This window comes from Nitrospirillum bahiense (assembly GCF_007828025.1).
GTDB classification, from domain to species: Bacteria; Pseudomonadota; Alphaproteobacteria; order Azospirillales; family Azospirillaceae; genus Nitrospirillum; species Nitrospirillum amazonense.
Genome location: NZ_VITO01000003.1, coordinates 296,555 through 321,319, shown reverse-complemented (window position 1 = coordinate 321,319; position 24,765 = coordinate 296,555). Strand labels below are relative to the sequence as shown.

Genomic DNA, 24,765 nt, shown 5'->3' with positions numbered 1-24,765 from the left:
TTTTTGTAAATAACGTATCGCCAAACCGGTCAGGCTTTCCGGCGGCGGGGCCGCGATACGCCCCTGGCGCTCGCCCGTTCGCGCTCGAACGCCAGGCTGATCACCAGGGTTTGCGCCAGGCACAGCGAGGCCGCCAGCGAGCGGAAGCCGCGCACCTCGGACTCGCGCACCTGCAGGACATGGACCGCCATCTTGGCCATGGGGCTCACCAGGCTGTCGGTAATGGTCAGGACCTTGGCGCCGGCGCCGGCCGCCGCCTCGACGGCATGCACCGTTTCCTCGGCATAGGGGTGGTAGCTGACGGCGATCAGCAGGTCGGATTCCCCAACCGCGCCCATCTGCTGGCTGGTCAGGCCGCCCACGCCATCGACGAAGATGGTGCGCTTGCCCACCTGTTGGAATGAATATGCCAAATAGGACGCCACCGGGAACGCGCGCCGGAAACCCATGATATACAGGGTTTGCGCCTGATCGATCAGCTTCACGGCGCGTGTGAGGTCGGCCTTGGTCATGGTCTGACCCAGGTTTTCCAGCGCCAGCGTGTCGCGTTCCACGAATTCCGCCAGCAGGTCGCCGCCGTCGCCGCCTCCCGCCTGGTGATCCAGGGCGGCGTTGAACTGGCGCACGCGCTCGCCATAGCCTAGGGCGGTGTGGTTGGCCAGCAGGCCGTCGCGCAGCAGGCGCTGCATGGGCATGGCGCCGGAATAGCCCAGCGCCTTGGCGAAGCGGACGATGGCCGAAGGCTGGACGCCCGAGCGTTCCGCCACCACGGCGAGGGTTTCCAGCGCCAGGTCGTCCGGATGATCCAGGACAAAGCGCGCGATCTGCTGCAGCCGCTTGCTGAAGGTGTCGTAGCGTTCCAATATGGCGGCCCGCAGTTCCTCGGCCGTGCGCGGCACGGTGGCACTCCCCGTCATCGCCCCTCCAAAATCCTATGTGGCCCCAAGAATAGACGCTCACCGGGTGAAGGCAACGCCACCCGGCGTTATGGATATTCCATCATACCCCATGGTGTGATATTTTCATTCCATAATGTGATGATGACCGCCCCGCTGGCGCTGAAACCGGCCAGCCGGGCGGCCGGGCCTTGACAGGGAGCCTGCATGTTCGACATCGCCATACTGGGCGCCGGCCGTATCGGCCGCATCCACGCCCGCAACGTCGCAGCCCACCCGGCCCTGCGCCTGAAGTACGTCACCGATCCCAACGCCGCGGCCAGTGACGCCGTGGCGGCCGAAACCGGCGCCGCGGTCACCGACCTGGACACGGTCCTGGCGGACGAGGGCGTGCGCGGCGTGATCATCGCCAGCTCCACCGACCTGCACCTGGACCAGGCCGCCCGCGCCGTCACCGCCGGCAAGGCCGTGCTGTGCGAGAAGCCGCTGGACATGGATCTGGCCCGCGCCCAGGCCGCCGCGCCCGTCCTGGGTGGCGACGTTCCCCTGATGCTGGGTTTCAACCGCCGCTTCGACCCGCACTTCGCCACCCTGAAGGCCCGACTCGAGGCCGGCGCCGTAGGGGCGCTGGAGACCCTGCAGATCACCAGCCATGACCCGGCCCCGCCGCCCGTCAGCTACATCAAGGTGTCCGGCGGGCTGTTCAAGGACATGGCCATCCACGACTTCGACATGGCCCGCTGGCTGTTGGGCGAACCGGTGGTGGAGGTGTACGCCGCCGCCAGCTGCCTGGTGGATCCGGCCATCGGCGAGGCCGGGGACGTCGATACCGCCAAGACCATCCTGCGCACCGCCACGGGCAAGCTGTGCGTCATCAGCAACAGCCGCCGCTCCGGCTACGGCTATGACCAGCGCATCGAGGCCTTCGGCTCGCAGGGTCTGCTGCGCGCCGACAACATCCTGGAAAGCAGCGTTTCCACCTGGGGTGGGGCCGGCGGCAACCCGGGGGCGGCCAGCGACGCCTTCCAGAACTTCTTCCTGGACCGCTATGCCGAGGCCTATCGGCAAGAGGTGGCCCATTTCACCGAGATCCTGGCCGGCACGGCCAAGCCCAGCGTGGGATACGCCGACGGTGTGGCGGCCCTGGCCCTGGCGGAGGCCGCCGCCCAATCCGTCGCCACCGGCCAGGCCGTGCGCCTATGACGACGGCCCCGGCGCCTGCTCCCCAACCGGCCCTGAGGCCCGTCCGCGGCATCGGGCTGGGCGGCGGCCTGGCCGCCAACATCCTGAACATGGTGGGCATCGGCCCCTTCATCACCATTCCCTTGGCCATTTCCGCCATGGGCGGACCGCAAGCCATGCTGGGTTGGCTGGTGGGCGCCGTGCTGTGCGCCTACGACGGCCTGGTGTGGGCGGAGCTGGGGTCCGCCTTCCCCCGCTCCGGCGGGCCCTACCATTATCTGCTGCACGCGTTCGGACCCGCCCGCCTGGGCCGGCTGTTCAGCTTTCTCTATCTGTGGCAGTCGCTGCTGATCGGTCCGCTGTCCATCGCCTCAGGAACCGTGGGTCTGGCGCAGTACGCCAGCTTCCTGGCGCCGGACATGAAGCCCTGGCACATGATGGCCATCGCCGCGGCCGTCTGCCTGGTGAACACCGCCCTGCTGTACCGCGACATCCGTTCCATCCAGCGCCTGTCCATCGCCATCACGGTGGTGGTGGTGGCCGCCTGCCTGTGGATCGTGTTCAGCGGCGCCCTGCATTTCGACGCCAAGCTGGCCTTCGACTTCCCCGAGGGTTCGTTCAAGCCCACGGGCGCCTTCTGGATGGGCATGGGCTCCGCCACGCTGATCGCGGTCTATGATTACGGTGGGTACAACAACGTCTGCATGATCGGCGAGGAGATCAAGAACCCCGGCCGCACCATTCCGCGTGCCGTGCTGCTGTCCATCGCCATCGTCGCCTTGCTGTACCTGGGCCTGAACCTGTCCATCCTGGGCACCCTGCCCTGGCAGACGGCGCAGAAGTCCGGCGCCGTGGTGGCGGATTTCATGCAGGTGATTTATGGCCGCTGGGGCGGGGTGGTGGTTTCCGTCCTCATCCTGATCGCCAGTTGGGGGTCGGCGCTGGTGGTGCTGCTGGGCTTTTCCCGCGTGCCCTACACGGCGGCGGTGGACGGGCGCTTCTTCAGGCCCTTCGCCCGGCTGCACCCCACGGGGCGCTTCCCCACCGTGTCGCTGCTGTTCATGGGCGTGGCGTCCGCCATCGCCTGCTTCTTCTCGCTGGCCGACCTGATCGCCGTGCTGATCGTCATCCAGACCCTGTTCCAGTTCACCGCCCAGTGCGTGGCCGTGGTCATGCTGCGCCGGCAAGGGGCAGCGGCCCCGGGGCAGTTCCGCATGCCGCTGTATCCCCTGCCCGTCATCATCACCATCGCCGGCTGGCTGTATATCGTCGCCACCAGCCAGCCCCGGCACATCGCCATCGGTATCGGCATGCTGGCGCTGGGTGTCGCGATCTATCTGGCGCAATCCCGGCGCGAGGGGGCCTGGCCCTTCCGGGTGCCGGCCTGGCGGGCGCCATGATCGTGACCAAGACCCACGACGTGGCCGTGGTCGGCGAACTGTACATCGACCATGTGCTGAGCGGCTTCACCACCTGGCCCCAGCCGGGGGAGGAGGTGGTGACCGACGCCTACACCCGCGAGGTGGGCGGCGGGGCCGCCAACACCGCCTGTGGCCTGGCCCGCCTGGGCCGCGCGGTGCAGCTGGTGGGCATCGTGGGCGAGGCCGACGCCGCCTGGTTCCGCCAGCGCCTGGCCCCCTATGCCCTGGACACCGGCGGCCTGCGCATCGGCGACGGCGCCACCGGGATCAGCATCAGCGTCTCCACCCGCGAGGACCGGTCCTTCTTCACCCATATCGGCGTCAACCGCGCCCTGCCGGCCCTGCTGTCCGACCCGGCGACGGTGGCCGGCCTGGCCCGCGCCCGCCACGTGCATTTCGCCCTGCCGCTGGATCGTGCGGTGGCCGACGCCCTGCTGCCCCCCCTGCGGGACGCCGGCAGCACCACCTCGCTGGACGTGGGGTTCCAGCCCGGGTGGCTGCCCGACCCGGTAAACCACGCCACCTGCCGCGCCGTCGATCATCTGCTGCCCAATGAGAAGGAGGCGGCGCTGTTCTGCGGCAGCGACGCGGCGGAAGACTATCTGTCCCTGGCCCGCCGCCTGGCCCTGCCCAATCCCGTCCTGAAGCTGGGGCGGCGCGGCGCCCTGGGCCTGGACGGCGACACGACCCTTGGCGCGGCTCCACCGCCCGTGGACGCCGTCGATACCACCGGCGCCGGCGACGCCTTCGACGCGGGCTACATCGACGCGCTGCTGGACGGTGCGCCGGTGCTGGAACGCCTGCGCCGCGCCTGCATATGCGGCGCCCTGTCCACCCGGGTGGCGGGCGCCTTGGGGGGTATCCCCGACCGAACGGAACTATGGAGCACTTATGAGCAATCCTACCGATCGTAAGATCGCGATGATCGGCGGCGGCGGCGTGCGCACCCCGCTGGTCATCTTCGGCATCAACGAGGCGGCGGAAGCCCTGGGCGCCCGCGAGATGGTGCTGTACGACCCGGACCAGGAGCGTCTGAAGGTCATCGCCGCCCTGGGCCGCGCCGTCGTCGCCAAGGAGGGCGGCAGCCTGATCATCCGGGAAACCGCCTCTGTCGAGGACGCGGTGGAGGGCGCCGACTTCGTCCTGAACAGCGTGCGCGTCGGCGGCATCGCCTCGCGCGCGGCCGATGAGCTGGCGGCCATCAAGCACGGCTATCCCGGGCAGGAAACCACCGGCCCGGCCGGCGCCGCCATGGCCCTGCGCACCGTGCCCGTGGCCCTGGACCACGCGCGGGTGGTGGAACGGCTGGCGCCCAGCGCCTGGATCGTCAACTTCACCAATCCCGCCGGCCTGATCACCCAGGCCATCAGCACCCACACCAAGGCGCGGGTGGTGGGCATTTGCGATACCCCCACCGAGCTGCTGCACCGCATCGCCCTGGCGCTGGGCGCCCGGCATGACGAGGTGGTGTGCGATTATGTCGGCCTGAACCATCTGGGCTGGGTGCGCCGCATCCGCCTGCGCGGCGAGGACGTGACCGACCGTGTGCTGGACGACGACAGCATCCTGTCGCAGCTGTACACCGCCCCGCTATTCGACTTCGCCATGATCCGCACCCTGCGGCTGATCCCCACGGAGTACCTGTTCTTCTACTACAGCCGCCGCCGCGCGCTGGAGAACCAGAAGCGCCAGGGCAGCAGCCGGGGCACGGAGGTGGAGCAGTTGAACCACGAGCTGTTCGCCACCCTGAAGGACCGCCTGGGCGCCGACGATGGCGAGGGGGCGGTCGCCGCCTACGCCGCCTATCTCAACCGCCGCTCCGGCTCCTACATGAAGCTGGAGGCCTCGGCCGGCTCCGCCTTCGACAAGGATGCGCCCTTCGACGAGGATCCGTTCCGCGTGGCCAGCGGCTATCACCGCATCGCCCTGGACGTCATGACGGCGCTGTGCGGTGACAAGCCCGCGCGCATCATCGTCAACACCCGCAACGATGGCGCCGTGTCCAACCTGCCGGACGACGACATCGTCGAAACGCCTTGCCAGATCAGCCGCGACAGCATCATTCCGGAACCGCTGGAGCCCCTGCCGGACGAGGTCCACGGCCTGGTGCAGTCGGTCAAGTCCTACGAGCGGGCAGCTATCCGATCCGCCATGAACACCGACCGGCTGACGGCGCGCATGGCCTTCCTGATCCACCCCGCCATCGGGGAGTGGGAGCCGTCGGACCCGCTGCTACACGATCTGCTGGACCGCTGCATCCACTGCTGATCCCAACCGCTGATCAGGCACCGCGAGGGAGAGGATCCAGCGCGGCGCCCGGCCGGCGGTCAGGCTTGGCGCACCGCGACGTTGCGGCTGAAGCCGAACTCGGCCCCGGCGGGCGTGCGGAACAGCACGTCCAGACGCCGTACGCCCGCCCCGGGGGCCAGCGCCACCGTCAACGGCCCCGGCGCCGCCTCCGTCTTGCGGCCCAACAGGCGGCGGCCCTCATAGACGTCGCAGGACCCGACCAGGCTGAGGAAGGCCACGCGGCCGCCCTGGCGGGCCACCTTGGCCTGTGGGGTGAAGCGGACGGAGCAGAGGGTGTAGCCGTCCGCCGTCTGGGGATCGAGCGCCCAGCGCGTGCCGAAATCGTCCCACGCCGTCATGTCCGCGTCGCGGTAGGCAAGCGCCGCTTCCATCGTGGCGGCAGGCGGAGCCGCGTACCAGGTGTCCAGGATCAGGTCGGAGGGGGCGGTCGCCTGCTCCGCCGGGGTCGCCACCGCCTCGACCGTCATGTGGGCACTGGCGGATTTCAGGCCAGACGCCATGGCTGTGAGCTTGAGGGATCCGCTGCTCCCCGCCCGTGTCTGCACGATGACCTGGGCCAAGCCGTTGAACAGGGCGCGGCGGTCGCCCTTCTCGGGGGCGGCGCTGTTGGGGTCGCCGTTGCCCAGGCCGATGATGTCGCCGCCCTCGATAGCGAAGGTGACCATGTCCTGGGCGAGCGGCACCGGCCTGCCCTGGGCGTCGATCGCCTCCACCATGACGGGTGTGGCGTCCAGCCCGTCGCCGCGCAGGCGGTCGCGGTCGGGCGTCAGTCTCAGGGCCACGGCCGGGCCCGTCGTCTCCACCTGGGCGCGGGCGATGACCTTGCCCCCGGCATAGCCCACCGCCTCCAGCCGGCCCGGGGCATAGGCCACCATCCAATGGTTCATCTCATAGGGGTCGACCGCCTGCCGGCCCTGGGAGCGGCCATTCAGGAACAGCTCCACCTCCTCCATGTTGGCGCAGGCCATGACCTTGATGGGCTGGCCCTCCCGCCCCGCCCAGTTCCAGTGCGGCACCAGGGCCAGCACGGGGCGGTCCGTCACCCATTGGGCCTGGTGGATATGGAAGGCGGCCTTGGCGAAGCCGCACAGATCCATGATGCCGTAGAAGGAGGAATTGGACGGCCAGCCCCAGGGCGACGGCTCGCCGTGATAATCGAAGCCCGTCCAGACGAAGCCGCCGGCGATGAAGTCGCGCGTCGCGATCGCCTTCCAGGCGGCGCGGTGGGTGTTCCAGTCCTTCACCGGGTCGTCATAGCTGGCGATGGTACGGCTGTCCTTGTCCGTCACGTAGGCGCCCCGGGTGCTGAAGGCGCTGGTGTCTTCAGACGAGATCAGCGGCACGTCGGGATGGGCGGCGTGGAAGGCATCGTACTTGTCCTGCTGGTAGTTGAAGCCGACCACATCCACCGCCTGCGACACGTTCACCGGGGTGAACAGGCCGCCGTTCATGGCCGCCGTCACCGGGCGGGTGGTGTCCAGCGCCTTCACCGCGTGGGCCATGCGCCGCACCATCTCATACCCGGCGGCCGACCCCTGCATCGGTTCCTCGTTGAACACCGACCAGAGGATGACGGAGGGATGGTTGCGGTCGCGCCGCACCATCCATTCCAACTGGGCCAGGGTATCGGGCGATGGGTTGAACTGCCGGTTCTCGTCCATCACCAGCAGGCCGTATCGGTCGCACAGATCCAGCACCACGGCGGAGGGCGCGTTGTGGGTGCAGCGGATGGCGTTGCAGCCCAGTTCCTTCAGCCGCCGGATACGGTAGTCCCACAGCGCGTCGGGTATGGCGGTGCCGACGCCGGCGTGGTCCTGGTGCACGCACACGCCCTTGATCTTGAGCGGCCGGCCGTTGAGGAAAAAGCCCTTGTCCTTGTCGAACCGGGTGGTGCGAAAGCCGCAGGTGGTGGTGACCGCGTCCAGGCACCGGTCCCCCGCCATCAATCGTGTCTGGACGCGATAAAGGGTGGGTGCCTCCACGCTCCATAGCCGGGGGCTGGCGACGGCCAGGTCCAGCCGGGCGACACCCTGGTCGAGGGCCGGGACGGACACCGGCGCCTGGCCGCTGGCCACCACCCGGCCTTCCGCATCCTCCAGCGTGCTTATCACGGTCATGGCGGCCGTGGTCTTGCCGCTGTTGTAGGCGGTGACCTCCACCGGCAGCGCCCAGCCGTCCCCCTGCGGCACGGGGTGGGCGTAGACGCCGTCGGTGATGATGTGGACGGGATCGCGCTTCACGATGCGAACGGGGCGGTAAAGGCCCCCGCCCTCATACCACCAGCCTTCCATGGCATGGGCGTCCACGCGGATTGCCAGGGTGTTCAGGTCGTCGCCGAAGGTGGCGAAGGGCGTCAGGTCGATGGTGATGCCGTTGTAGCCGCTCCAGTTACGGTCCACGACCGTGCCGTTGAACCAGAGGGTGGCGTGGGTGGCGATGCCATCGATCTGCAGCTCGATATGGCGGCCCTGGTCGGCCGGATCGAAGCGCAGAACGGTACGGTACCAGGCGATGCCGCGCCGGCGGTAGCCCTGGGCCCGGTTGGCCTCGGCCTCGATGGGCTGGAAACTGACGAAATCATGGGGCAGACGCACGTCGGCCCAGTCGGAATCATCAAAGCTGGGGGCGGCCGCCCCCCAGGCCTTGCCCGCCTTGGCATTGTCGTAGGAATCGTCCTGACTGAGGATTTCGGGGAACGGGATGTCGCCCTCGAAGAAGCGCCATCCCTGGTCCAGCGCCAGCACCTCCCGGGAAGAAACGGCAGGGCGTGCCGCTCCGGCCGCCGCCGCGAAGGCCCGCGCAGTGGTGAGGGGACCGTACCCGGCCGCCGTCACGGCCACGCCGCCGCCCGCCTTCAGGACCTGCCGCCGGCTGATGCCCCCATCGCTGACCACCATCGCCCCCTCCCCCGCTGATTTGCTTGGTGGATGCTAACGGGCAGCTTCCGGGGTCGCAATGCCTATTTCATATTTATATTATTTGAAAATTCCATTCCACATAGACGCCTCACGTCAAGCGCAAGCGGGGGGTGAGCATGAGGCAAAGCACGGCTCCCAGGGAGGGCAGGATGGTCATGGGCAGGATCAGGCCCAAGGCGGAAACGACCGTCTGGCGATCACCGGTCCGCCAGACCAGGATCTCGCTGACCACCAGGATGGCGACGGCACACGCCACCTTGATGCACAGGGTCAGCAAGCCGAACACCTGCGTCGGCGCCAGGCGATGGCCGGACGCCGGAGGTGACGCAGCGCATGCCCCGGCCGCCGCCCATAACAGCATGCTCATACCCCCAAGGCCCGTCCCCAGCAGGCAGGCGGCGGCGGCGGTGAGCGGCAGGCTGCGCGCGAAGACCAGGAAGGCCAGCGCCCCGGCGATGGCCGCCGCCGCCGAGCCGCGAAACGCGGCGGAGGGGCTGTGTCGGTCCACCACCAGCGTCCACAGCGGCTGCCCGACCAACCCGCCGATGGCGACGCAGGCCATGACGGTTCCCCGCGCCAGGGAGGAGGTGAGGACGGTGGCGGCGAAATAAGGCTCCAGCCGGGTGAACACCGAGGCGGTCGCCGACAGGACGAACTCCGCTGCCAGCACGGCGGTCAGGGCCATGGGGACGCGGAATTGTGACAGCAAAGGGCGCGTCATCGCCGGCACCGAGGGCTCAAGGTATAGGCCGCGACGGGCAGCCCACCAGAACCAGCCGGCGCTGGCCATGCCCAGCACCCACAACACCAGGGCGAAGGCGGCGAAGGCGCGCGCCTGTTCCAGCCCGCTCCGGGCCAGCAGCAGCGGCGCCGCCACCGCGACGGATAGGGTGGCGAGACCGGCGCCGACGAAGCGCAAGGCCGACAGGGCGGTGCGCGCCCTGTCACCGGCGACCATGCCCAGCACGGCGTTCTGCGGCACGTCATACAAGGCGTAGGTCAGGCGGAACAGCAGCCCCGTGCCCAATGCGTAGAGGATGCGCAAACCCGCGGGCACCAGCCCGGTGGCCAGGAACAGCAGCAGCGATGCCCCCGCGAGGATACTGCCCAGGACGTGCAGACGGGCGGCGGCCGGAACGGTCGCCGCCCGGCGCCGCAGCATGTGTCCCATCACCATGTCGGTGGCGCCGTTGATCGCCAGCGACACCGCCAGCACGGCCCCCATGGCGCGGGGCGGCAGGCCGCAAGCCTCGGTCAGGAAATAGGCGAACAGCAGCTCGCTGCTGTACCAGATCAGGCTCTTGCCATAATGGCCGACGGCGTAGGCGCGCCAGACGGCCACCCGCAGCATCCGCGCCCATTCCGGGCCGCCATTCCCATCCATGCTGGACATCCGGCCCACCCGGCTTTGTTCGGGCGGCACACTAGCCCGCCCGCCATTGCGGCTTTATGACAGGACGTCAGGCGAAGAAGGCCTCCCGCAGGGGCATGACGGCAGCGCCCAGCGCCACCGGGTCGCCCGGCGCCTCGGCCACCACCACGGCGGGAAGCGGCGGCGGATAGCCCCGACGGTTGGTCGGCACCGGCACGACGATACGGTCGGCCAAGGCCTGGGCGATGGAGGGGGGCAGCCGGCCGCCGATGACGATGAGGCCGGGATCCATGCTGTAGGCCAGAAGCCCGCACAGCATGGCGAAGGAGGGCTGCGCTTGTTCCAGCCAATCCGACACGCCCGCCCAGCCCACGTCGATGGCCTGCACCATCTCCTCCACCGTCGCGAAAACGTGACCGTGGTTCTTCAGGCAGGTCTGCAACAGGTCCAGGTTGGCATACGTCACGCCAGCCAGCGTCCAGATGCCGCCGAACTCCCCCGCGTTGCCGTTCTGGCCCCGGAAGGGTTTGCCATCGGCGATGATGCCGCCGCCGAAGCCATTGGTCAGGTGCAGGTAGGCGAAGTTGCGGCAGCGCCGGCCCACGCCGAACAGGCTTTCGCCAATGGCGGCCACCGTGCCGTCGTTGTCCACCCGCACCGGCAGGCGCAGCGCCTCTTCCAGAATGGGTTCGATCTCCACCATCGCCCAATCGTCCAGGTAGGCCGGCGGGTTGAACAACCGCCCCCGCCCCACATAAAAGGCGGAAATGCCCACGCCTACCCCCACCAGGCGCCGGGGATCGATCCCTGTCTCCTCCTCCAATTCCCGGCGAAAGGCCCGCAGGCGCTCCAGCACCACCGGCCGCGCCATGGTGGGCATGGCGGCGCGCCGCTGCCCCCGCACCTTGCCGGTGAAATCCATCAAGGTCATGGACACGGCGTCGCCCAGCAGCGACACGCCCAGGGCATAGGCGAAGTCGGGGTTGAGGGAGACATGGACGCTGGGATGGCCCGGCCGGTCCGCCTGCCGCGCCGCCGTGCGCACCAGCCCGTCCTGGTGGAACCCCTGCAGCAGCCGCGTCACCGTTGGCTGCGACAAATCCAGCGACCGGGTCAGTTCCGCCTGGCTCAAGCCCCCGCTTTTCAACAGCAAATCCAGGATGCGCCGCCCGCCCTCGCTGACGGGCCGGGCGACGGAAACCATGGGAAGGGTTGGTTCTGACTCAGGGAACATCCGCATGGGAACAGGCAGCCGGTGACAGTGACGACTGCACCATAGAGACATAAGCCAACGTCGTCATCAAGGCGTCATACATTCCGCATAGTATGCATGCTGCATACATTTAACGCGCCATAGGCGCCCGCGATTCCATCCGCGGTTCAAGGGCCGGAACAGGCCAGGGGAAAGAAATGAGGTTGGGGACCATGCTCTGTGATAAACGCCGCCGGCGCGTGCTGATGGGGTCCGCGCTATCCTGGGGACTTCTGCACGCGACAACCGGCTGGGCACAGCCGGCCACGGGTGCGGAAACGGCCGCACCCGTCGATACCACCGACAGCCCGGAAGAGATCATCGTCACCGGTGTGCGCCGGTCCAACGCCAAGGCGATCGACACCAAGCTGAACACGCCCGGCGTCACCGACGTCATCAGCGCCGACGACGCCCAGGCCCTGCCGGACCGTACCATCGTCGAGGCGCTGCGGCGCGTGCCCGGCCTGTCCGTCCTGCCGGCCACCGACAACGAACACCCGCGCGACGAGGCGGCGACGCCCGTCATCCGCGGCCTGGGCCCCGCCTACAACAACGTGACCATCGACGGCGTGCCCATCGCCAGTCCCGGCACGCCCAACGGCAACCTGGGCTCCATGGGGCGCGGCGTGCGGCTGGACATCCTGCCCACCTCCATGATCAGCGAACTGCAGGTGACCAAGACCTTCACCGCCGATCTTGACCCCAACGCCGTGGGCGGTGCCATCAACCTGAAGACGCGCAGCGCCTTCGACAATGGCGGCCGTCCCTTCTTCACGGCGGAGGGCGCGCTGGGCATGGCCAACGACCATGGCCAGCCGCGCAGCCAGGATCCGCTGGGCCGGCGCATCAGCGGCACGGGCAGCATGACCTTCGGGCCCGACCATATGTTCGGCGTGGTGGTGTCGGCCAATTACCAGAAGCTGGACAGCTTCACCGACACCCACATGACGACGGACACCGTCCACTACAACTTCTACAACAGCGCCGGCGTCCTGCAGAAAAACAACAACCTGGGCAACGGCATCGCCGTGCCGCAGCAGGACAAGTACTGGTACGTGGAAGACAGCCGGCAGCGCGTGGGCGCCACCACCAAGCTGGAAGCCCAGCCCACGGATACGCTTTATGGCTTCCTGACGCTGGGCCATTACCGCTTCGTCGACACGATGGACCGCAACGAGGTCATCCTCGATCCCCGCAACACCGGCACCGTCTACCATCAGACAGCCACGTCAGGCAGCTATCCCGGCGGCGATGTGGAGGTGGGGTACGAGCACGCCAACATCATCACCACCACCAATCTTGCGCAGGCGGGGCTGGACTGGCGGCCCGCGGCCAACCAGGTGCTGTCCGTTCGGGGCGACATCTCACGCTCCACCTACCGCGAGCCTTTGGACATGGTGAAATACATGACCGGGCTCAGCTATCCGGCCCCGGGCAGTGCCGGCGCCATCACCACCAACGCGGCCAAGCCCGCCTATGGCTTCACCTATGACACCAGCCAGCTGAACCAGCAGTTCGCCATGGCGCCCAGCGCCTACTACAACCTGTCGAACTATAGCGGGCTGTACTGGCGTCAGGGCAAGCGCTCGGCCGATGACGACATCAAGAACGCCCGCGCCGACTACCGCTACAACATGGGGGCCAAGGACCAGGGTCTGGGCTTCGCCGTGGGCGCCAGCTTCACCGACGACCGCCCCGACTACAACGTCTGGCGCAATGACTGGGAGCCGAACAACACCGCCGGCCGCGTGCTGCTGGTGGACGCCGCCGGGCCGGCTGGCGCGCCCATGAAATATTCCAATGGCCTGAACCTGCTGACCATCGACCCAGCCAAGGCCTGGGCCGTGTTCAATGCCAACCCGTCCTGGTTCAACCTGACCGACCAGTCGTCCTTCAATAACCAGGACAACTTCAAGCACACGGAACAGACCGTGGGCGCCTATGCCACCGTCGCCTACGCGCTGGATGACTTCCACGCCCAGGTGGGCCTGCACAACGACAGCACCGACCAGGACACCATCAGCCGGGCCAAGATCTCCGGCGCGTGGACGGACCTGAAGACCAGTTCCAGCTACGACTACCTGCTGCCCTCCGCCCTGGCCAGCTACGACATCACCCAAGACCTGGACGTGCGCGTGGGCGCCAGCCAGACCATCGGCCGGCCCAGCTACGACGCCTACGCTGCCCGCACCTCCATCAGCTTCACCAACGCCTCCGACCTGGGCAATCCCAACGCCACCGGCGTGTCCGTCACCATCGGCAACCCCAACATCAAGCCACGCCTGTCCACCAACGTCGATCTGGCCTTCGACTACAAACTGCCCAACGAGGGCGGCGGCCTGCTGTCGCTGGCCCTGTTCAACAAGGACATCAAGGACGAGATCTTCACGGCCAGTTCCATCGGCTACACCTACCAGGGTGTCACCTACAGCAACGCCGTGGTCTCCACGCCACAGAACGCCAGCAACGCCTCCATCCGGGGCGTGGAGCTGAACGCCATCGTCAACTCACTGGAATGGATCCATCCGTGGCTGCGCGACTTTGGCGTCAGCGGCAACTGGTCCTTCATGGAGGGGGAGCTATCGGTGCTGCAGTCCAGCGGCGCGAGCCGCACCCTGAGCCGCCTGGTGGGCCAGCCCAACCAGACCCGCAACGTCCAGGTGTTCTACAGCGACAGCGATTTCGAAGTCCGCCTGGCCTACAACCGTCAGGGCAAGGCCCTGCGCTCCATCGTGCCCGACATCGCCTGGCAGGATCTGTACTGGGCGCCCCGCGAACAGCTGGACCTGCAGGCCAGCTACAAGGTGCGCGACAGCGTCACCCTGTTCGGCGAGGCCAGCAACCTGACCCACAGCCGCCTCACCAGCCTGGTCGGCCCCAACCAGAACCTGCTGAAGGACAGCTACTCTGTCCCCACGGTGTTCTGGGTGGGCGTGCGGTTCACGCCCGACCTGTGATCGTCCAGACTCCCCGGGGGCGAGACCCCCGGGGATTGTTCCCTTTTTCGACGCGAGATTCCCCGTGCGGCCCACCCGACGCCACCTTCTCTCCGCCGCTGGCGCCGCCGCCCTGCTGGCGCCCATCCACCGCGCCCTGGCCCTGTCCCCACCGGCCGGAAGCGGCAGCCTGGCGGACATCCGCCATGTCGTCATCCTGATGCAGGAAAACCGCTCCTTCGATCACTATTTCGGGACGCTGCGCGGCGTGCGCGGCTTCCACGATCGGGCGACCGCGCCCGGCGGCGACGGCGACATCTGGCGGCAGGCGGACGGCCAGGGCGGCCATGTGCGCCCCTTCCCCCTGGATAGTGCCACGACCGCCGCCCAGAACATCGCCTCCCTGCCCCACTCCTGGGTGGACGGGCATGCCGCCTGGAACGGGGGCCGCAACGACAACTGGGTGCCGGCCAAGGGGGCGCTGACCATGGCGCATTATACCCGCGCCGATATCCCCTTCCACTGCGCCCTGGCCGACGCCTTCACCGTCTGCGACGCCTTCTTCTGTTCCACCCCCAGCGCCACCAATCCCAACCGCATCCATCTGATGACGGGCACCCCCGATCCGTTCGGCCGGGCCGGTGGCCCGGTGCTGAAACAGCCGGCCGAGGGGCCGGACTTCCAGCCGCTGAATGGCCCGCCCTTCTCCTGGACCACCTATCCCGAGCGCCTGGAACAGGCCGGCATCTCCTGGTGCGTCTATCAGGGGGTGGACGCGGACGGCCCCTTCACCATCGACGTCCAGGACATGATCCGGCCCCGGCACCGCCCGGCGGTGGACCAGAACGACGGCGTCAGCTGTTTCAACGCCCTGCGTTTCTTCACGCAGTTCGCCCACGCCCCGGTGGGGTCACCGCTGCACGCCAAGGCGATGACCCGCCGGCCGCCCAGCGTCTTCGCCGCCGATGCCAAGGCGGGCCGCTTGCCCGCCGTCTCCTGGCTGATGCCGCCGCACAACCATTCCGAACATCCGCGCTATGCCCCGTTGGACGGCGCCGCCTACATCGCAACGGTGCTGGAGGCGCTGACCGCCAATCCGGAAACGTGGCGCCACACCGCGCTGTTCGTGCTGTACGACGAGAACGACGGCTTCTTCGATCACGTCCTGCCGCCAGCCCCGCCGGCGGGACCGGGCGGCGGCCTGTCGAACGTGGACCTGGTCGGCGAGATCAACACCAGTGATGGCCAGCCCTTCGGCCTGGGCGCCCGGGTGCCCATGATCGTCGTTTCCCCGTGGACCACGGGCGGTGCCGTCTGCTCTGAAGTGTTCGACCACACCTCGGTCCTGCGCTTCCTGGAAGCGCGGTTCGGCGTGACTGAGCCCAATATCAGCCCTTGGCGCCGGGCGGTGTGCGGCGACCTGACCAGCGCCTTCGACTTCGCGCAAGCGCCGCAGGCGCCAGTGGCGCTGCCGGACACGCGCGGCTATCGCGCCGAGGTGGAGGCGCAGGCCCACCGGCCGGAACCGATACCCCGCCGTCACGACACGCCATTGCCGCAGGAACCCGGCCAGCGCCCGCTGCGGCCCACGCCATATGACTTGGCGGTGGATCTGGTCGCGGTGCCGGGGCGGCCTCCCTCCCTGGTCTTCCACAACCGGGGCCGGGCCGCCGCGGTCTTCCATGTCTTCGATGGCCTCACGCCCGGCGCCGGCCCGGCGCGGCACACGGTGGCCCCGGGCACCAGCCTGCCCACGCCGGTGCCGCTCAAGGCCGGACAGGGCTGCGATGTGCTGGTGCTGGGCCCCAACGGCTTCCTGCGCCACCTGACGGCCGGCCCGGACATGGCTGGCCGCCTGTCGCTGTCGGCGGCCACCACCGCGACCGACATGACCGTGGTGCTGACGGTACGCAATCACGGCGACGGCATAGTGGCGGGCCATCTCGCCGATGGCGCCTATGGGGCGGCGGCCGTGGCGGCGGCGGTGCCGCCGGCGGCGTCACGGACACTTTCCTGGCCTACGGCCGCCAGCGACGGCTGGTACGACACCACGCTGTCCCTGGCGGGGGCCGGCGGGCGGGTGAGCTGGCGCCTGGCCGGCCATGTCGAAACCGGCCTGCCTAGCCGGTCCGATCCGGCGTGGGGGGTGTACAGCTGAAAGATTGGTGCGTCACTCGCGCCATCCTGAGATAAGTGCGCCGACGTGACCCCGCGCATGGATCGCCTGATGGACATCGTGTCGACGCCCGCCACCCCTGGGCAGGGGGCGCTTGAAGCTTTCTGCTCCGCCAATGAGCGGCGCCTGCTTCGGCTCATCCGGGAGAGGGGTCCCATCTCACGCGCCGACCTGGCCCGAGAAACGGGCCTGACCCTGCAATCCGTCGTCCGGCTGGTGGCGGCACTGATGGAGCGGAATTTGGTGGTGGGCGGGCCCAAGGTGCCGTCGGGGCCGGGCCAGCCCAGCCTGCCCATTGAAATCGCGCGCGACGCCGCCTTTTCGCTTGGCGTGTCCATCATGGACGACGCCCTGTCGGTAGTGGCGATCGACCTATCCGGCCGGGTGCGGGCCACACATGAGGAGCTGTTCGACACATCCGACCGCCGGCGGGTGACCACCCACTTGGGCGCCATCCTGAAGGATTTGTCCGGCGCGGCCGGTTTCAACCGGTCCCGCCTGGCGGGCGTGGGCGTCGCCGTGCCCGGTTTCTTCGTGGACAGCAAAGGGGCGGTCAACGCCCCCCTGGTCATGAGCGACTGGGCGCTGACGGATTTGGAGGCCCATCTGGGTGAGGCCCTGGGCCTGCCCGTATGGATCGAAAACGACGGCAGCGCCGCCGCCGCCGGGGAAAGCGTGTACGGCGCCGGGCAGCATCGCCGCAACTTCGCTTATATCCATATCGCGTCTGGCCTGGGCGGTGGCATCGTACTGGACGGTAAGCTTTGGCGCGGGCGCAACGGCAACGCGGGAGAATTCACCGGCAGCCTGCCGCCCGCCGCCCGGGCCAACCGTCCCACCTTGCGCCTGCTGCTGGAGATGGTGAACGCGGATGGGGAAAACACCCAAGGGCGCGCCTTCCCTTCCGTCGGTCCCCTGATCCAGGCCTTCGATCCGGAGTGGCCAGCCGTGGAGACTTGGTTGTCGCGGACGGAGGACAGCCTGTCCGCCATCCTCTCGGCCGCCGCCGCCATCCTCGACCCCGACGCCATCGTCATCGGCGGCCGCATCCCACCGGCGCTGGCCCAGCGCCTCATCGAGCGCGCGCGGTTCTATTCGGTGCCGGTACGGCAGCAGGATCGCCGCTTCCCCAGCGTGATGGCCTCGCGCACGGGCGGCGACAGCGCGGCTCTGGGGGCCGCCACCCTGCCCTTCCTGCACCACTTCTTCTGATCACGGAAACTCGTTTGCGATGGCCACGTAATGGAAGGAGGCGGCCGCCAGCACCATGAGGTGCCACAGGACGTTGTGATACCGCACGCGGCGCGCCAGGTAGACGCCGACGCCCAGCGTATAGGTCAGCGCGCCAGCGCCGATCCATAGCCCAGTGTCCGCCAGCAAGCGGCCGGACAGTGCGGGGATCAGGGGCAGGCCGATCCAGCCCAGGCAGACATAGAGGATGAGGCCCAGCCGTTCATGGCGGCGAGGCCGCCACAGCTTCAACAGGATTCCCGCCATGGCAACGCCCCAGACGATGCCGAGGGCAATGGCGGCCGTTACCCCCGGCAGACGTGTCAGCAAGGGGGTATAGGTGCCGGCGATGGCAGCGTAGATGACGGCATGGTCCAGCCGCCGCAGGTAATCCTTGAGCCGGCCGCCACCCATCAAATTATAGGCCGCGGACGCGGTGAACATTCCCGCCATGGCCAGGGCGTAGATGGCCACGGCCGTCAAGCTGCCGGTGCCGAGGGACCCTGAGCGCGACAGGACCAGCCAGATACCTCCCAACCATCCGGCCGTCACGCCCAGCAGGTGGACGACGGCATCGGCGGCGTACTCACGGCGGCTGTAGACGGGACAGCGGAGATGGTCGGGGCGGGTATCGATGGCGTCCCCCTAAAGGAACAATCCCCGTCAGCGGCGGCGGGGTGGGGGACGGCGAGCGGGGGCGGCGGACCCAGGCCGCTCATCCTTGTGCCGGTAGGTGATGCGCCCCTTGGTCAGGTCATAGGGCGTCATTTCCACCGTGACGCGGTCACCCGCCAGCGACCGGATCCGGCTCTTGCGCATCTTGCCGGCGGTGTAGGCGATGATCTCGTGCCCGTTTTCCAGCTTCACGCGGAAGCGGCCATCGGGCAGCGCCTCTTCGACATAGCCGTCGAATTCGAGAAATTCTTCCTTGGCCATTGCATCCTCCCAAAAAGGAAAAAGGCGGCGGCACGCCTAGGCATGCCGCCGCCGCTCGTCCAGATGAGGAGGAGGTCAGATGGCGCGCAGGTTCTCCGCCGCCGTCTTGCCCTTGCGCGGGTCGCGGACGGAGTCGAAGCTGACCTTCTGGCCTTCGTTCAGGCCGCTGAGGCCAGCGCGCTCAACGGCGGAGATGTGGACGAAAACGTCGGCGGAGCCATCCTCGGGCTGGATGAAGCCAAAGCCCTTGGTGCTGTTGAACCACTTGACGGTACCGGTGGACATGAGATGCCTTTCTGGGATTTTTCCCGTTCGGAGCTGCCCGGCGCGAGAGTGCGGACGGGCATCAAAGTCACGACAGGGAACAGAACCGGCGTCAGCCGGTAGATAGCCCAGTAGCAAAGTCGATGTTGTCAGCATCTACCTCGCAGCGCCGAAGCACAAGCATTAACGCATGCCCTTCAGGACATGGCTGCAACCCGCGCCCTCTCCCGTCGGGGGTATGGCGGCCGGGGCTGCCATACCCAGGCGTCATAGAAATATCATAAAATAGCCCATCGTTAATAACTCACTGTGAGTTATTTAATCCCCGCACTTGATCGGGGGATTTCAATCATGACCGTGCCGTCTTTTTCGACCGCCTGCCGTCTTCTCCTGCTGACGGGCTGCGCGCTGGTGGCGCTGCGTCCAGCGCTGGCCCAGACGACCGGCGCGGAGGGGGAGGAACTGCAGGAGATCACAGTCACGGGCCAGCGCACGTCCAACCTGCGCGCGACGGCGGTGAAGCGCGACGCCGTGCAGGTGCTGGATGCCGTGTCGGCGGACGAAACCGGCACCCTGCCCGACTTCAACGTGGCCGACGCGCTGAAGCGCGTGGCGGGCGTCAACGTATTGATCTATCAGGGTGAGCCGCGCTTCGTCACCATCCGGGGTTTCGACGCCAATTACGACACGGTGACCATCGACGGCTTCACCTTTGCAACACCCGACAGCGGCGGCCGGCAGGTCTACATGGAAACCCTGCCGTCCAACCTGGCGCAGCGGATGGAAGTGTACAAGTCCGGCTCCCCCGACCTGGACGGGCATGCCGTGGGCGGCGTGGTCAACCTGGTGACGCCCAGCGCCTTCGATTTCCCGGATGCTACCACCGTCGTGTCGGCCAAGGGCGGCTACAACCTGCAGCGTGACGATGCCGACGGGCGGACCCCGGCCGGCGAGGGTCAGGTGCGATCGTCCTGGCAATTCGGACGGGACGACCAGTTCGGCCTGCTGGTGTCGGCCAGCTATTGGGAACGGGATATTTTCGTCCCGCAGGAAGAGACGGCATCGGCCACCAACTGGTACCAGGCCAACGGCAAGCCGGCAGCCACGCCTTACGGCGGCAACGGCATCGCCGTGCCGGCCGGCCGCCTCTGGTACAATTACCAGGATGATCGCCGCCGCCTGGGCACCAGCGCCCGCCTGGACTGGAAGCCCAACCCGCAGCTGAGCGCCCATCTGTCGTCCTTCTATTACTACCAGCACGAAACGGCGGTGCGGAACGACCTGAATGCCGCCGTCAATAACGGCGCCACCGATAGCGGCCAAACGGAAACCAGCGGCACCCTGTCGGCGGCCAGCCAGTACGCCCAGCGGGCCAATTTGAACTTCACCCGCAAGCTGTGGGGCGCGAACGGTGGCGGCAGCTACATTTTCGCCGATGACCTCATCGCCGACCTCGGTGCCAGCTGGTCGCGCGCCCTGCTGGACAACCCGCAGATTTTCGACCGCTTCACCCAGAACAACCTGGCCTTCACCTACGACACCAGCGGCGACGCCCCGCTGTTCACCGCCGTGGATGGCCCGAAGGCCCACAACTGGGCGCTTTATAATCAGAACTACCGCCAGTTCCAGGACTATCAGCTGGGCGAGAACGTTTTCGACGTGCAGGCCAGCCTGTCCCGCCACGCGGGTCCGGGCGACCGGGGCCTGGGCTTCAAGGTCGGCGCCAAATGGGTGGGAACGCGGCAGAACAACAGCCTGACGCAGACCACCTACAACGCCGGCGGCTATACCCTGGCCGACACCTTCGCCGGCCAATACACCTGCGGCTATACCTGCAACGACGGTGGCATCCCGTTGATCAACCAGGCCCTGGCCGACCAGGCCTTCTGGCGCAGCTACGCCAAGGTGGCCGCCGTCTACGCCGGATCCGCCACCCAGACCAGCGACACCGCCTCCGCCCTGGGCGGCGATTACCATGTGGATGAAGATATCTACGCCGGCTACGGCCTGCTGGCTACACGGCGGACTGGGGACGGATACAGGCCGGCGTGCGGGTGGAAACCACCCGCTTCGCCTCCGACGGCTATGTGAAGACCAACGGCGTCATCGGCCCGGCCACATCCGACAAGACCTACACCAACCCGTTGCCCTCGGTCACCGCGACCGTCCACACCACCGACGACAGCCAGCTGCGCCTGGCCTACAGCCGCACCCTGGGCCGGCCCCGTTATTCAGACCAGGCGACCCACGGCGGCTCCCTCTCCACCACGGGGGCCATCTACACCCTGTCCCAGGGCAATGCCGACCTGAACCCCCGACTGTCGGACAATGTCGACGTGGCCGAGGAATGGTACCTGGACCACGGCCGGGGCCTGGTCTCGCTGGGCGGCTACTACAAGACCATCCATAACGAGATCTTTACCTTCACCCAAACGGAGACGCTGGCGGTGAACGGTGTCAACGTGCCGGTCAACGTGTCGGAGGCGCGCAATTCCCCCCACGACGCCACGGTCAAGGGCCTGGAGTTCAATGTCATCCACGACTTCGACTTCCTGCCGGAGCCCTATTCCGGCTTCGGCATCGCCGCCAACGGCATGATCTCGTGGACCAGCTTCCCCATCATCTTGGGCGACGGCACGGTGGTGGACCGGCACGAACTGCCGCAGCAGGCCAACCGCATCTTCAACGTCTCGCTTTACTATGAGGGCGATAAGCTGCACGGCCGCATCGCCTGGAACCATACCGGCAAGATGTGGGATGACCGCTATTCCAACCTGACCGGCGCCGCCACCTACTACCAGAACCGCGACTACATGCCGGCCGACCGCCTGGATCTGCAGCTGTCCTACGACGTCAGCAGCATGCTGTCGGTCAGCGTCACCGTGCAGAACCTGACGGGCGAAGACGTGCGGGAGAACGACGGCCGTGACCTGGAACTGGGCCGTCAGTACATCGGCTTCGCCCCCACCGTGCTGCTGGGCGCGGCCTTGCGCTTCTGATGCCATCCCCTGCCATGCCATCCCCGGAAAGAGCTACCAGGATGCCGACTACGGACACCAACCGCCGGACCCTGCTGGGCCTTATGGGCGCGACCGTGCTGATGTCCCCCCACGCCCAAGCCCAACCGGGCGATGGGGCGGCCGGGAGGGGTGTGGCCACGTCAAAACGGCCGCACGACGTGGGCCGCAAATTCTGGCCCGATGGCCGGGTGAAGCCCTTCCCGGGCAACACCATCGTCTGCCACCTACCCCAGCAGGGGGAGAATGCGGAAGCCTTCGGCACCCTGCTGGATATCTACCGCGAGGCGCCGGCCCACGCCTTCAGCCACAAGATCACCCTGCTGCCGCCGTCCAGCTATCACATGACCGTCTTCGGCGGCGCCAACGACGCGGAGCGCAAGCCCGGCCTGTGGCCCGCCACCATACCGCTGGACGCCCCCATCGAGGAATGCGACCGCCTGCTGGGAGACCGCCTGCGCGCCTTCACGCTCGACTGCGCCCTGCCGCTGCGCATGATGGTGGACCCGGCGGAACCCGGCGCGAATGAAGGCCCTCTGACCATGCGGCTGCTGCCGGCCGACGCGGCGGAGGATCGCAAACTGCGGCGCTTGCGCGACCGCCTGTCCGCATGCCTGGAGATCCGGGCGCCGGACCATGACCGCTATCACTTCCACATCACCCTCGCCTACCAGATCGACTGGCTGACGGTGCAGGAGGACCAGGATTACCGCTCGGCGCTGCGGGCGTGGAAAACGCGGCTGCGGCAGGCAAGCCCCCTGATCCTGCTGGGGGCGCCGGAATACTGCGTCATGACGGACATGTTCGCCTTCAACCGGCAGTTCTTCCTGGCCTAGGGTTCTGTTTTGATGCGCGATCCACGCTCCGGACGTGTTCATCTGAAGCGGTCGCACCCTAGACCCCCAACCGGCCCAGGTCAGCGTCGACGGCGGCGGCATAGGCCCGGCCGAACAGGCGCAGATGGACCAGCAGCGGCCACAGCCGGTAAACCGGCAGCCGCTCACGCCATCCCACCTCCAGCCCCAAGGCGTCGAAGAAGGCGGCCGGCGGGTGGTCGAACAGGGTCAGCATGGCCACGTCCACCTCGCGATGGCCGAAATAGCAGGCCGGGTCGATCAGGCCGGAGACCCGCGCGCCCGACACCAGGACGTTGCCGCCCCACAGGTCGCCATGCAGCAGCGCCGCCGGCGGGGGGGCCGGAAGATGGTCGCGCAAGGCGTCGGCCAGACGATGGATACGGGCGCCGAGGCCGGCATCGACATGGGCGATGTGGCAGCGCAGCCGGTGTTCCGCCCAGAAGGCGGGCCAGTCGTCTGTCCTGGGATTGGGCATGGCCACGGCCCCCAGGCTGTGGTCGTGCAGCCAGCCATAGGGTTCATCGCTGGGCGCGTGCAGCCGGTTCAGGCAGGCCGCCAGATCATCCCAGGCCGCCACCAGCGCGCCCTCGGTGGGCAGCTTTTCCATAACCAGCCAGCCGTCGTCCACCGCCAGCACCGCCGGCGCCGGAACGCCGGCGGCGGCAATGGCCCGCAGCATGGCGCCTTCCCGCCCGGCGCCGTCGCCGTGTTTGGCGACCGCCCATTCGCCATCCGACAGCATCAGCTCATAGACAACGGAGAGATCGCCCCCCGCCAAGCGGCGCATGGCCAGCACTCGCCGCCCCAGCAGGCCGGATAAGCGGTCCTTCAAGGCATCCATGTCACCCCTCATCCGTCACAGGTCTGGAAGAGTAAACAGCCAGGCGGCCCAAATACCCAGGGCCAGGCAGGGACCGAAGGGCATGGGGGTGGTTCCGTCCACACGCCGGCCATCCACCCGCCGACCTGCCAGACGCAGCGCCGCCATCGCCAGCAGGCCGGCCAGCGCCGCGATCAGCAACACGTGGGGCACGGCGGCGGGTCCCGTCCAGGCGCCACCGGCGGCCAGCAACTTCGCATCCCCCCGGCCGATGCCGTCACGGCCCCTGATCCGCCAGTACAGCGTTTCCAGAAGGACCAGCCCGGCATAGGCCGCGGCAGCCGCCGCCAGCCGGTCGACCGGAAAATGCCCATCCTGCGCCCATCCTACCAGGATGCCTGCGAGGATCAGCGGCAGGGTCAGCACGTCGGGCAGGATCATGTGGCGCAGGTCGATCCATGCCAAAGCCAACAAGGCCCAACCCAGGCCAGTGCCGGCGCAGAGCGTCAGGGAATCCAAGGGTATCAGGAACGCCAGGCACAGGGGTGGCAGCACGGCCGCCAGTTCGATCGCCGGATGGAAGGCGCCGATGGGCGCCGCGCAATACCGGCAACGCCCTTTGGACCACAGGTAGGACAGGACCGGCACCAGGGAGGCCGGACCCAACGCATGGCCGCACCGGTCGCACGCTGACCGCCCCCACACGACGGACCGCCCTACCGGCAGCCGGGTCACGACCACCCCCAGGAAGCTGCCGACGAAGGGGGCGGCGATCAGCAATGTCCAAAGGGTGATGATGTCCACTTTTCCGTTTCCCAAAGCGTCCCGGGGCCCATGGGACCGGCCGCCATACCCCTCCGATTCGCGAGGGTTTTCAACAACCAATCGGCGATGGTGGCTGAAAATGAGCCGTTAACGCCACTGAAACGGCGCCACACTTTTGAATCTTTCAAAATTTTAAGTACAGGTTCGATGCCACCGGTTACCTGTCCGGATAGGCGGCGTACCCGTCCTTTCGATAGCTTGCACTCGGCCGATGCACATCCTCGCGTTCCAGGTAACAATGTATACCATTGCATCATGTTCAAAGTTGTAAGCGAGAGCTTTCCCCTTTTGTACAGTCACATCAGAATTTTGTAACCATTGCGACCATATGAAATCAGAACATGGCGCAGTAA

General features: G+C 67.8%; 19 protein-coding genes. 10 read left to right on the top strand and 9 right to left on the bottom strand.

Translation table 11 applies throughout. The features are described from left to right. Positions 1-29: 29 nt before the first annotated feature. The gene (locus FBZ88_RS06570) at positions 30-917 is read right to left on the bottom strand and encodes a MurR/RpiR family transcriptional regulator (RefSeq protein ID WP_145615963.1); all 888 of its coding nucleotides are present in this window, start codon (positions 915-917) and stop codon (positions 30-32) included. A gap of 186 nt (positions 918-1,103) precedes the next feature. On the opposite strand from FBZ88_RS06570, the gene iolG reads away from it, so the two are divergent. The 4 genes from iolG to FBZ88_RS06550 are packed head-to-tail and all read left to right on the top strand — an operon-like array spanning position 1,104 to position 5,767. After that, positions 1,104-2,099 (top strand): inositol 2-dehydrogenase, encoded by a 996-nt coding sequence (gene iolG, locus FBZ88_RS06565; protein ID WP_145615962.1) that lies wholly within the window; start codon positions 1,104-1,106, stop codon positions 2,097-2,099. Then, the gene (locus FBZ88_RS06560) at positions 2,096-3,478 is read left to right on the top strand and encodes an APC family permease (protein WP_145615961.1); all 1,383 of its coding nucleotides are present in this window, start codon (positions 2,096-2,098) and stop codon (positions 3,476-3,478) included. Before iolG ends, FBZ88_RS06560 begins: the two co-directional genes overlap by 4 nt. Further along, positions 3,475-4,413: a carbohydrate kinase family protein gene (locus tag FBZ88_RS06555; protein ID WP_145615960.1), complete on the top strand. Its 939-nt coding sequence runs from the start codon at positions 3,475-3,477 to the stop codon at positions 4,411-4,413. Before FBZ88_RS06560 ends, FBZ88_RS06555 begins: the two co-directional genes overlap by 4 nt. Then, complete coding sequence (locus FBZ88_RS06550) at positions 4,391-5,767, top strand: family 4 glycosyl hydrolase (RefSeq protein WP_145615959.1); 1,377 nt, start codon at positions 4,391-4,393, stop codon at positions 5,765-5,767. Before FBZ88_RS06555 ends, FBZ88_RS06550 begins: the two co-directional genes overlap by 23 nt. Positions 5,768-5,826: 59 nt before the next feature. On the opposite strand, the gene galA is transcribed toward FBZ88_RS06550, so the two are convergent. The 3 genes from galA to FBZ88_RS06535 all read right to left on the bottom strand — a co-directional run bounded on the left by galA (position 5,827) and on the right by FBZ88_RS06535 (position 11,303). Continuing rightward, positions 5,827-8,706 (bottom strand): beta-galactosidase GalA, encoded by a 2,880-nt coding sequence (gene galA / locus FBZ88_RS06545; protein ID WP_145615958.1) that lies wholly within the window; start codon positions 8,704-8,706, stop codon positions 5,827-5,829. 109 nt (positions 8,707-8,815) lie between these two features. Beyond that, on the bottom strand, positions 8,816-10,120 hold the full coding sequence (locus FBZ88_RS06540; RefSeq protein ID WP_145615957.1) for an MFS transporter: 1,305 nt from the start codon (positions 10,118-10,120) through the stop codon (positions 8,816-8,818). Between the two features lie 67 nt (positions 10,121-10,187). Further along, positions 10,188-11,303, bottom strand: coding sequence for an ROK family transcriptional regulator (locus tag FBZ88_RS06535; RefSeq protein WP_145615956.1), 1,116 nt, complete (start codon positions 11,301-11,303; stop codon positions 10,188-10,190). Positions 11,304-11,524: 221 nt separating this feature from the next. On the opposite strand from FBZ88_RS06535, the gene FBZ88_RS06530 reads away from it, so the two are divergent. The 3 genes from FBZ88_RS06530 to FBZ88_RS06520 all read left to right on the top strand — a co-directional run bounded on the left by FBZ88_RS06530 (position 11,525) and on the right by FBZ88_RS06520 (position 17,675). After that, positions 11,525-14,308 (top strand): TonB-dependent receptor, encoded by a 2,784-nt coding sequence (locus FBZ88_RS06530; protein WP_246138535.1) that lies wholly within the window; start codon positions 11,525-11,527, stop codon positions 14,306-14,308. A 64-nt stretch (positions 14,309-14,372) separates the two neighbouring features. After that, positions 14,373-16,445 (top strand): phosphocholine-specific phospholipase C, encoded by a 2,073-nt coding sequence (locus tag FBZ88_RS06525; protein WP_145615954.1) that lies wholly within the window; start codon positions 14,373-14,375, stop codon positions 16,443-16,445. Between the two features lie 57 nt (positions 16,446-16,502). After that, positions 16,503-17,675, top strand: a complete 1,173-nt coding sequence (locus FBZ88_RS06520) for an ROK family transcriptional regulator (protein WP_145615953.1) — start codon at positions 16,503-16,505, stop codon at positions 17,673-17,675. On the opposite strand, the gene trhA is transcribed toward FBZ88_RS06520, so the two are convergent. The 3 genes from trhA to FBZ88_RS06505 form a co-directional block, all read right to left on the bottom strand. Continuing rightward, a complete protein-coding gene (gene trhA, locus FBZ88_RS06515) occupies positions 17,676-18,329 on the bottom strand; it encodes a PAQR family membrane homeostasis protein TrhA (RefSeq protein WP_145615952.1) in 654 nt (217 codons plus the stop codon). It abuts the gene before it with no gap. Positions 18,330-18,356: 27 nt separating this feature from the next. Continuing rightward, positions 18,357-18,629: a translation initiation factor IF-1 gene (gene infA / locus FBZ88_RS06510; protein ID WP_040849877.1), complete on the bottom strand. Its 273-nt coding sequence runs from the start codon at positions 18,627-18,629 to the stop codon at positions 18,357-18,359. 75 nt (positions 18,630-18,704) lie between these two features. Further along, positions 18,705-18,914 (bottom strand): cold-shock protein, encoded by a 210-nt coding sequence (locus FBZ88_RS06505; RefSeq protein WP_040849878.1) that lies wholly within the window; start codon positions 18,912-18,914, stop codon positions 18,705-18,707. Positions 18,915-19,244: 330 nt separating this feature from the next. Here FBZ88_RS06505 and FBZ88_RS06500 point away from each other — a divergent pair, with 330 nt between their 5' ends. The 3 genes from FBZ88_RS06500 to FBZ88_RS06490 are packed head-to-tail and all read left to right on the top strand — an operon-like array spanning position 19,245 to position 22,746. Beyond that, positions 19,245-20,984 carry a TonB-dependent receptor plug domain-containing protein gene (locus FBZ88_RS06500; RefSeq protein WP_145615951.1) on the top strand — a complete coding sequence of 580 codons (1,740 nt, stop codon included), beginning with the start codon at positions 19,245-19,247 and terminating at the stop codon, positions 20,982-20,984. Continuing rightward, the gene (locus tag FBZ88_RS06495) at positions 20,942-21,892 is read left to right on the top strand and encodes a TonB-dependent receptor domain-containing protein (protein WP_186464238.1); all 951 of its coding nucleotides are present in this window, start codon (positions 20,942-20,944) and stop codon (positions 21,890-21,892) included. Before FBZ88_RS06500 ends, FBZ88_RS06495 begins: the two co-directional genes overlap by 43 nt. A gap of 41 nt (positions 21,893-21,933) precedes the next feature. Beyond that, positions 21,934-22,746: a DUF1868 domain-containing protein gene (locus FBZ88_RS06490; protein ID WP_211102555.1), complete on the top strand. Its 813-nt coding sequence runs from the start codon at positions 21,934-21,936 to the stop codon at positions 22,744-22,746. Positions 22,747-22,804: 58 nt separating this feature from the next. Here the strand turns inward: FBZ88_RS06490 and FBZ88_RS06485 are convergent, their stop codons facing one another. Continuing rightward, positions 22,805-23,608, bottom strand: a complete 804-nt coding sequence (locus tag FBZ88_RS06485) for a fructosamine kinase family protein (RefSeq protein WP_145615949.1) — start codon at positions 23,606-23,608, stop codon at positions 22,805-22,807. 15 nt (positions 23,609-23,623) lie between these two features. Beyond that, on the bottom strand, positions 23,624-24,391 hold the full coding sequence (locus tag FBZ88_RS06480) for a prepilin peptidase (protein ID WP_246138533.1): 768 nt from the start codon (positions 24,389-24,391) through the stop codon (positions 23,624-23,626). Positions 24,392-24,765: the final 374 nt, after the last annotated feature.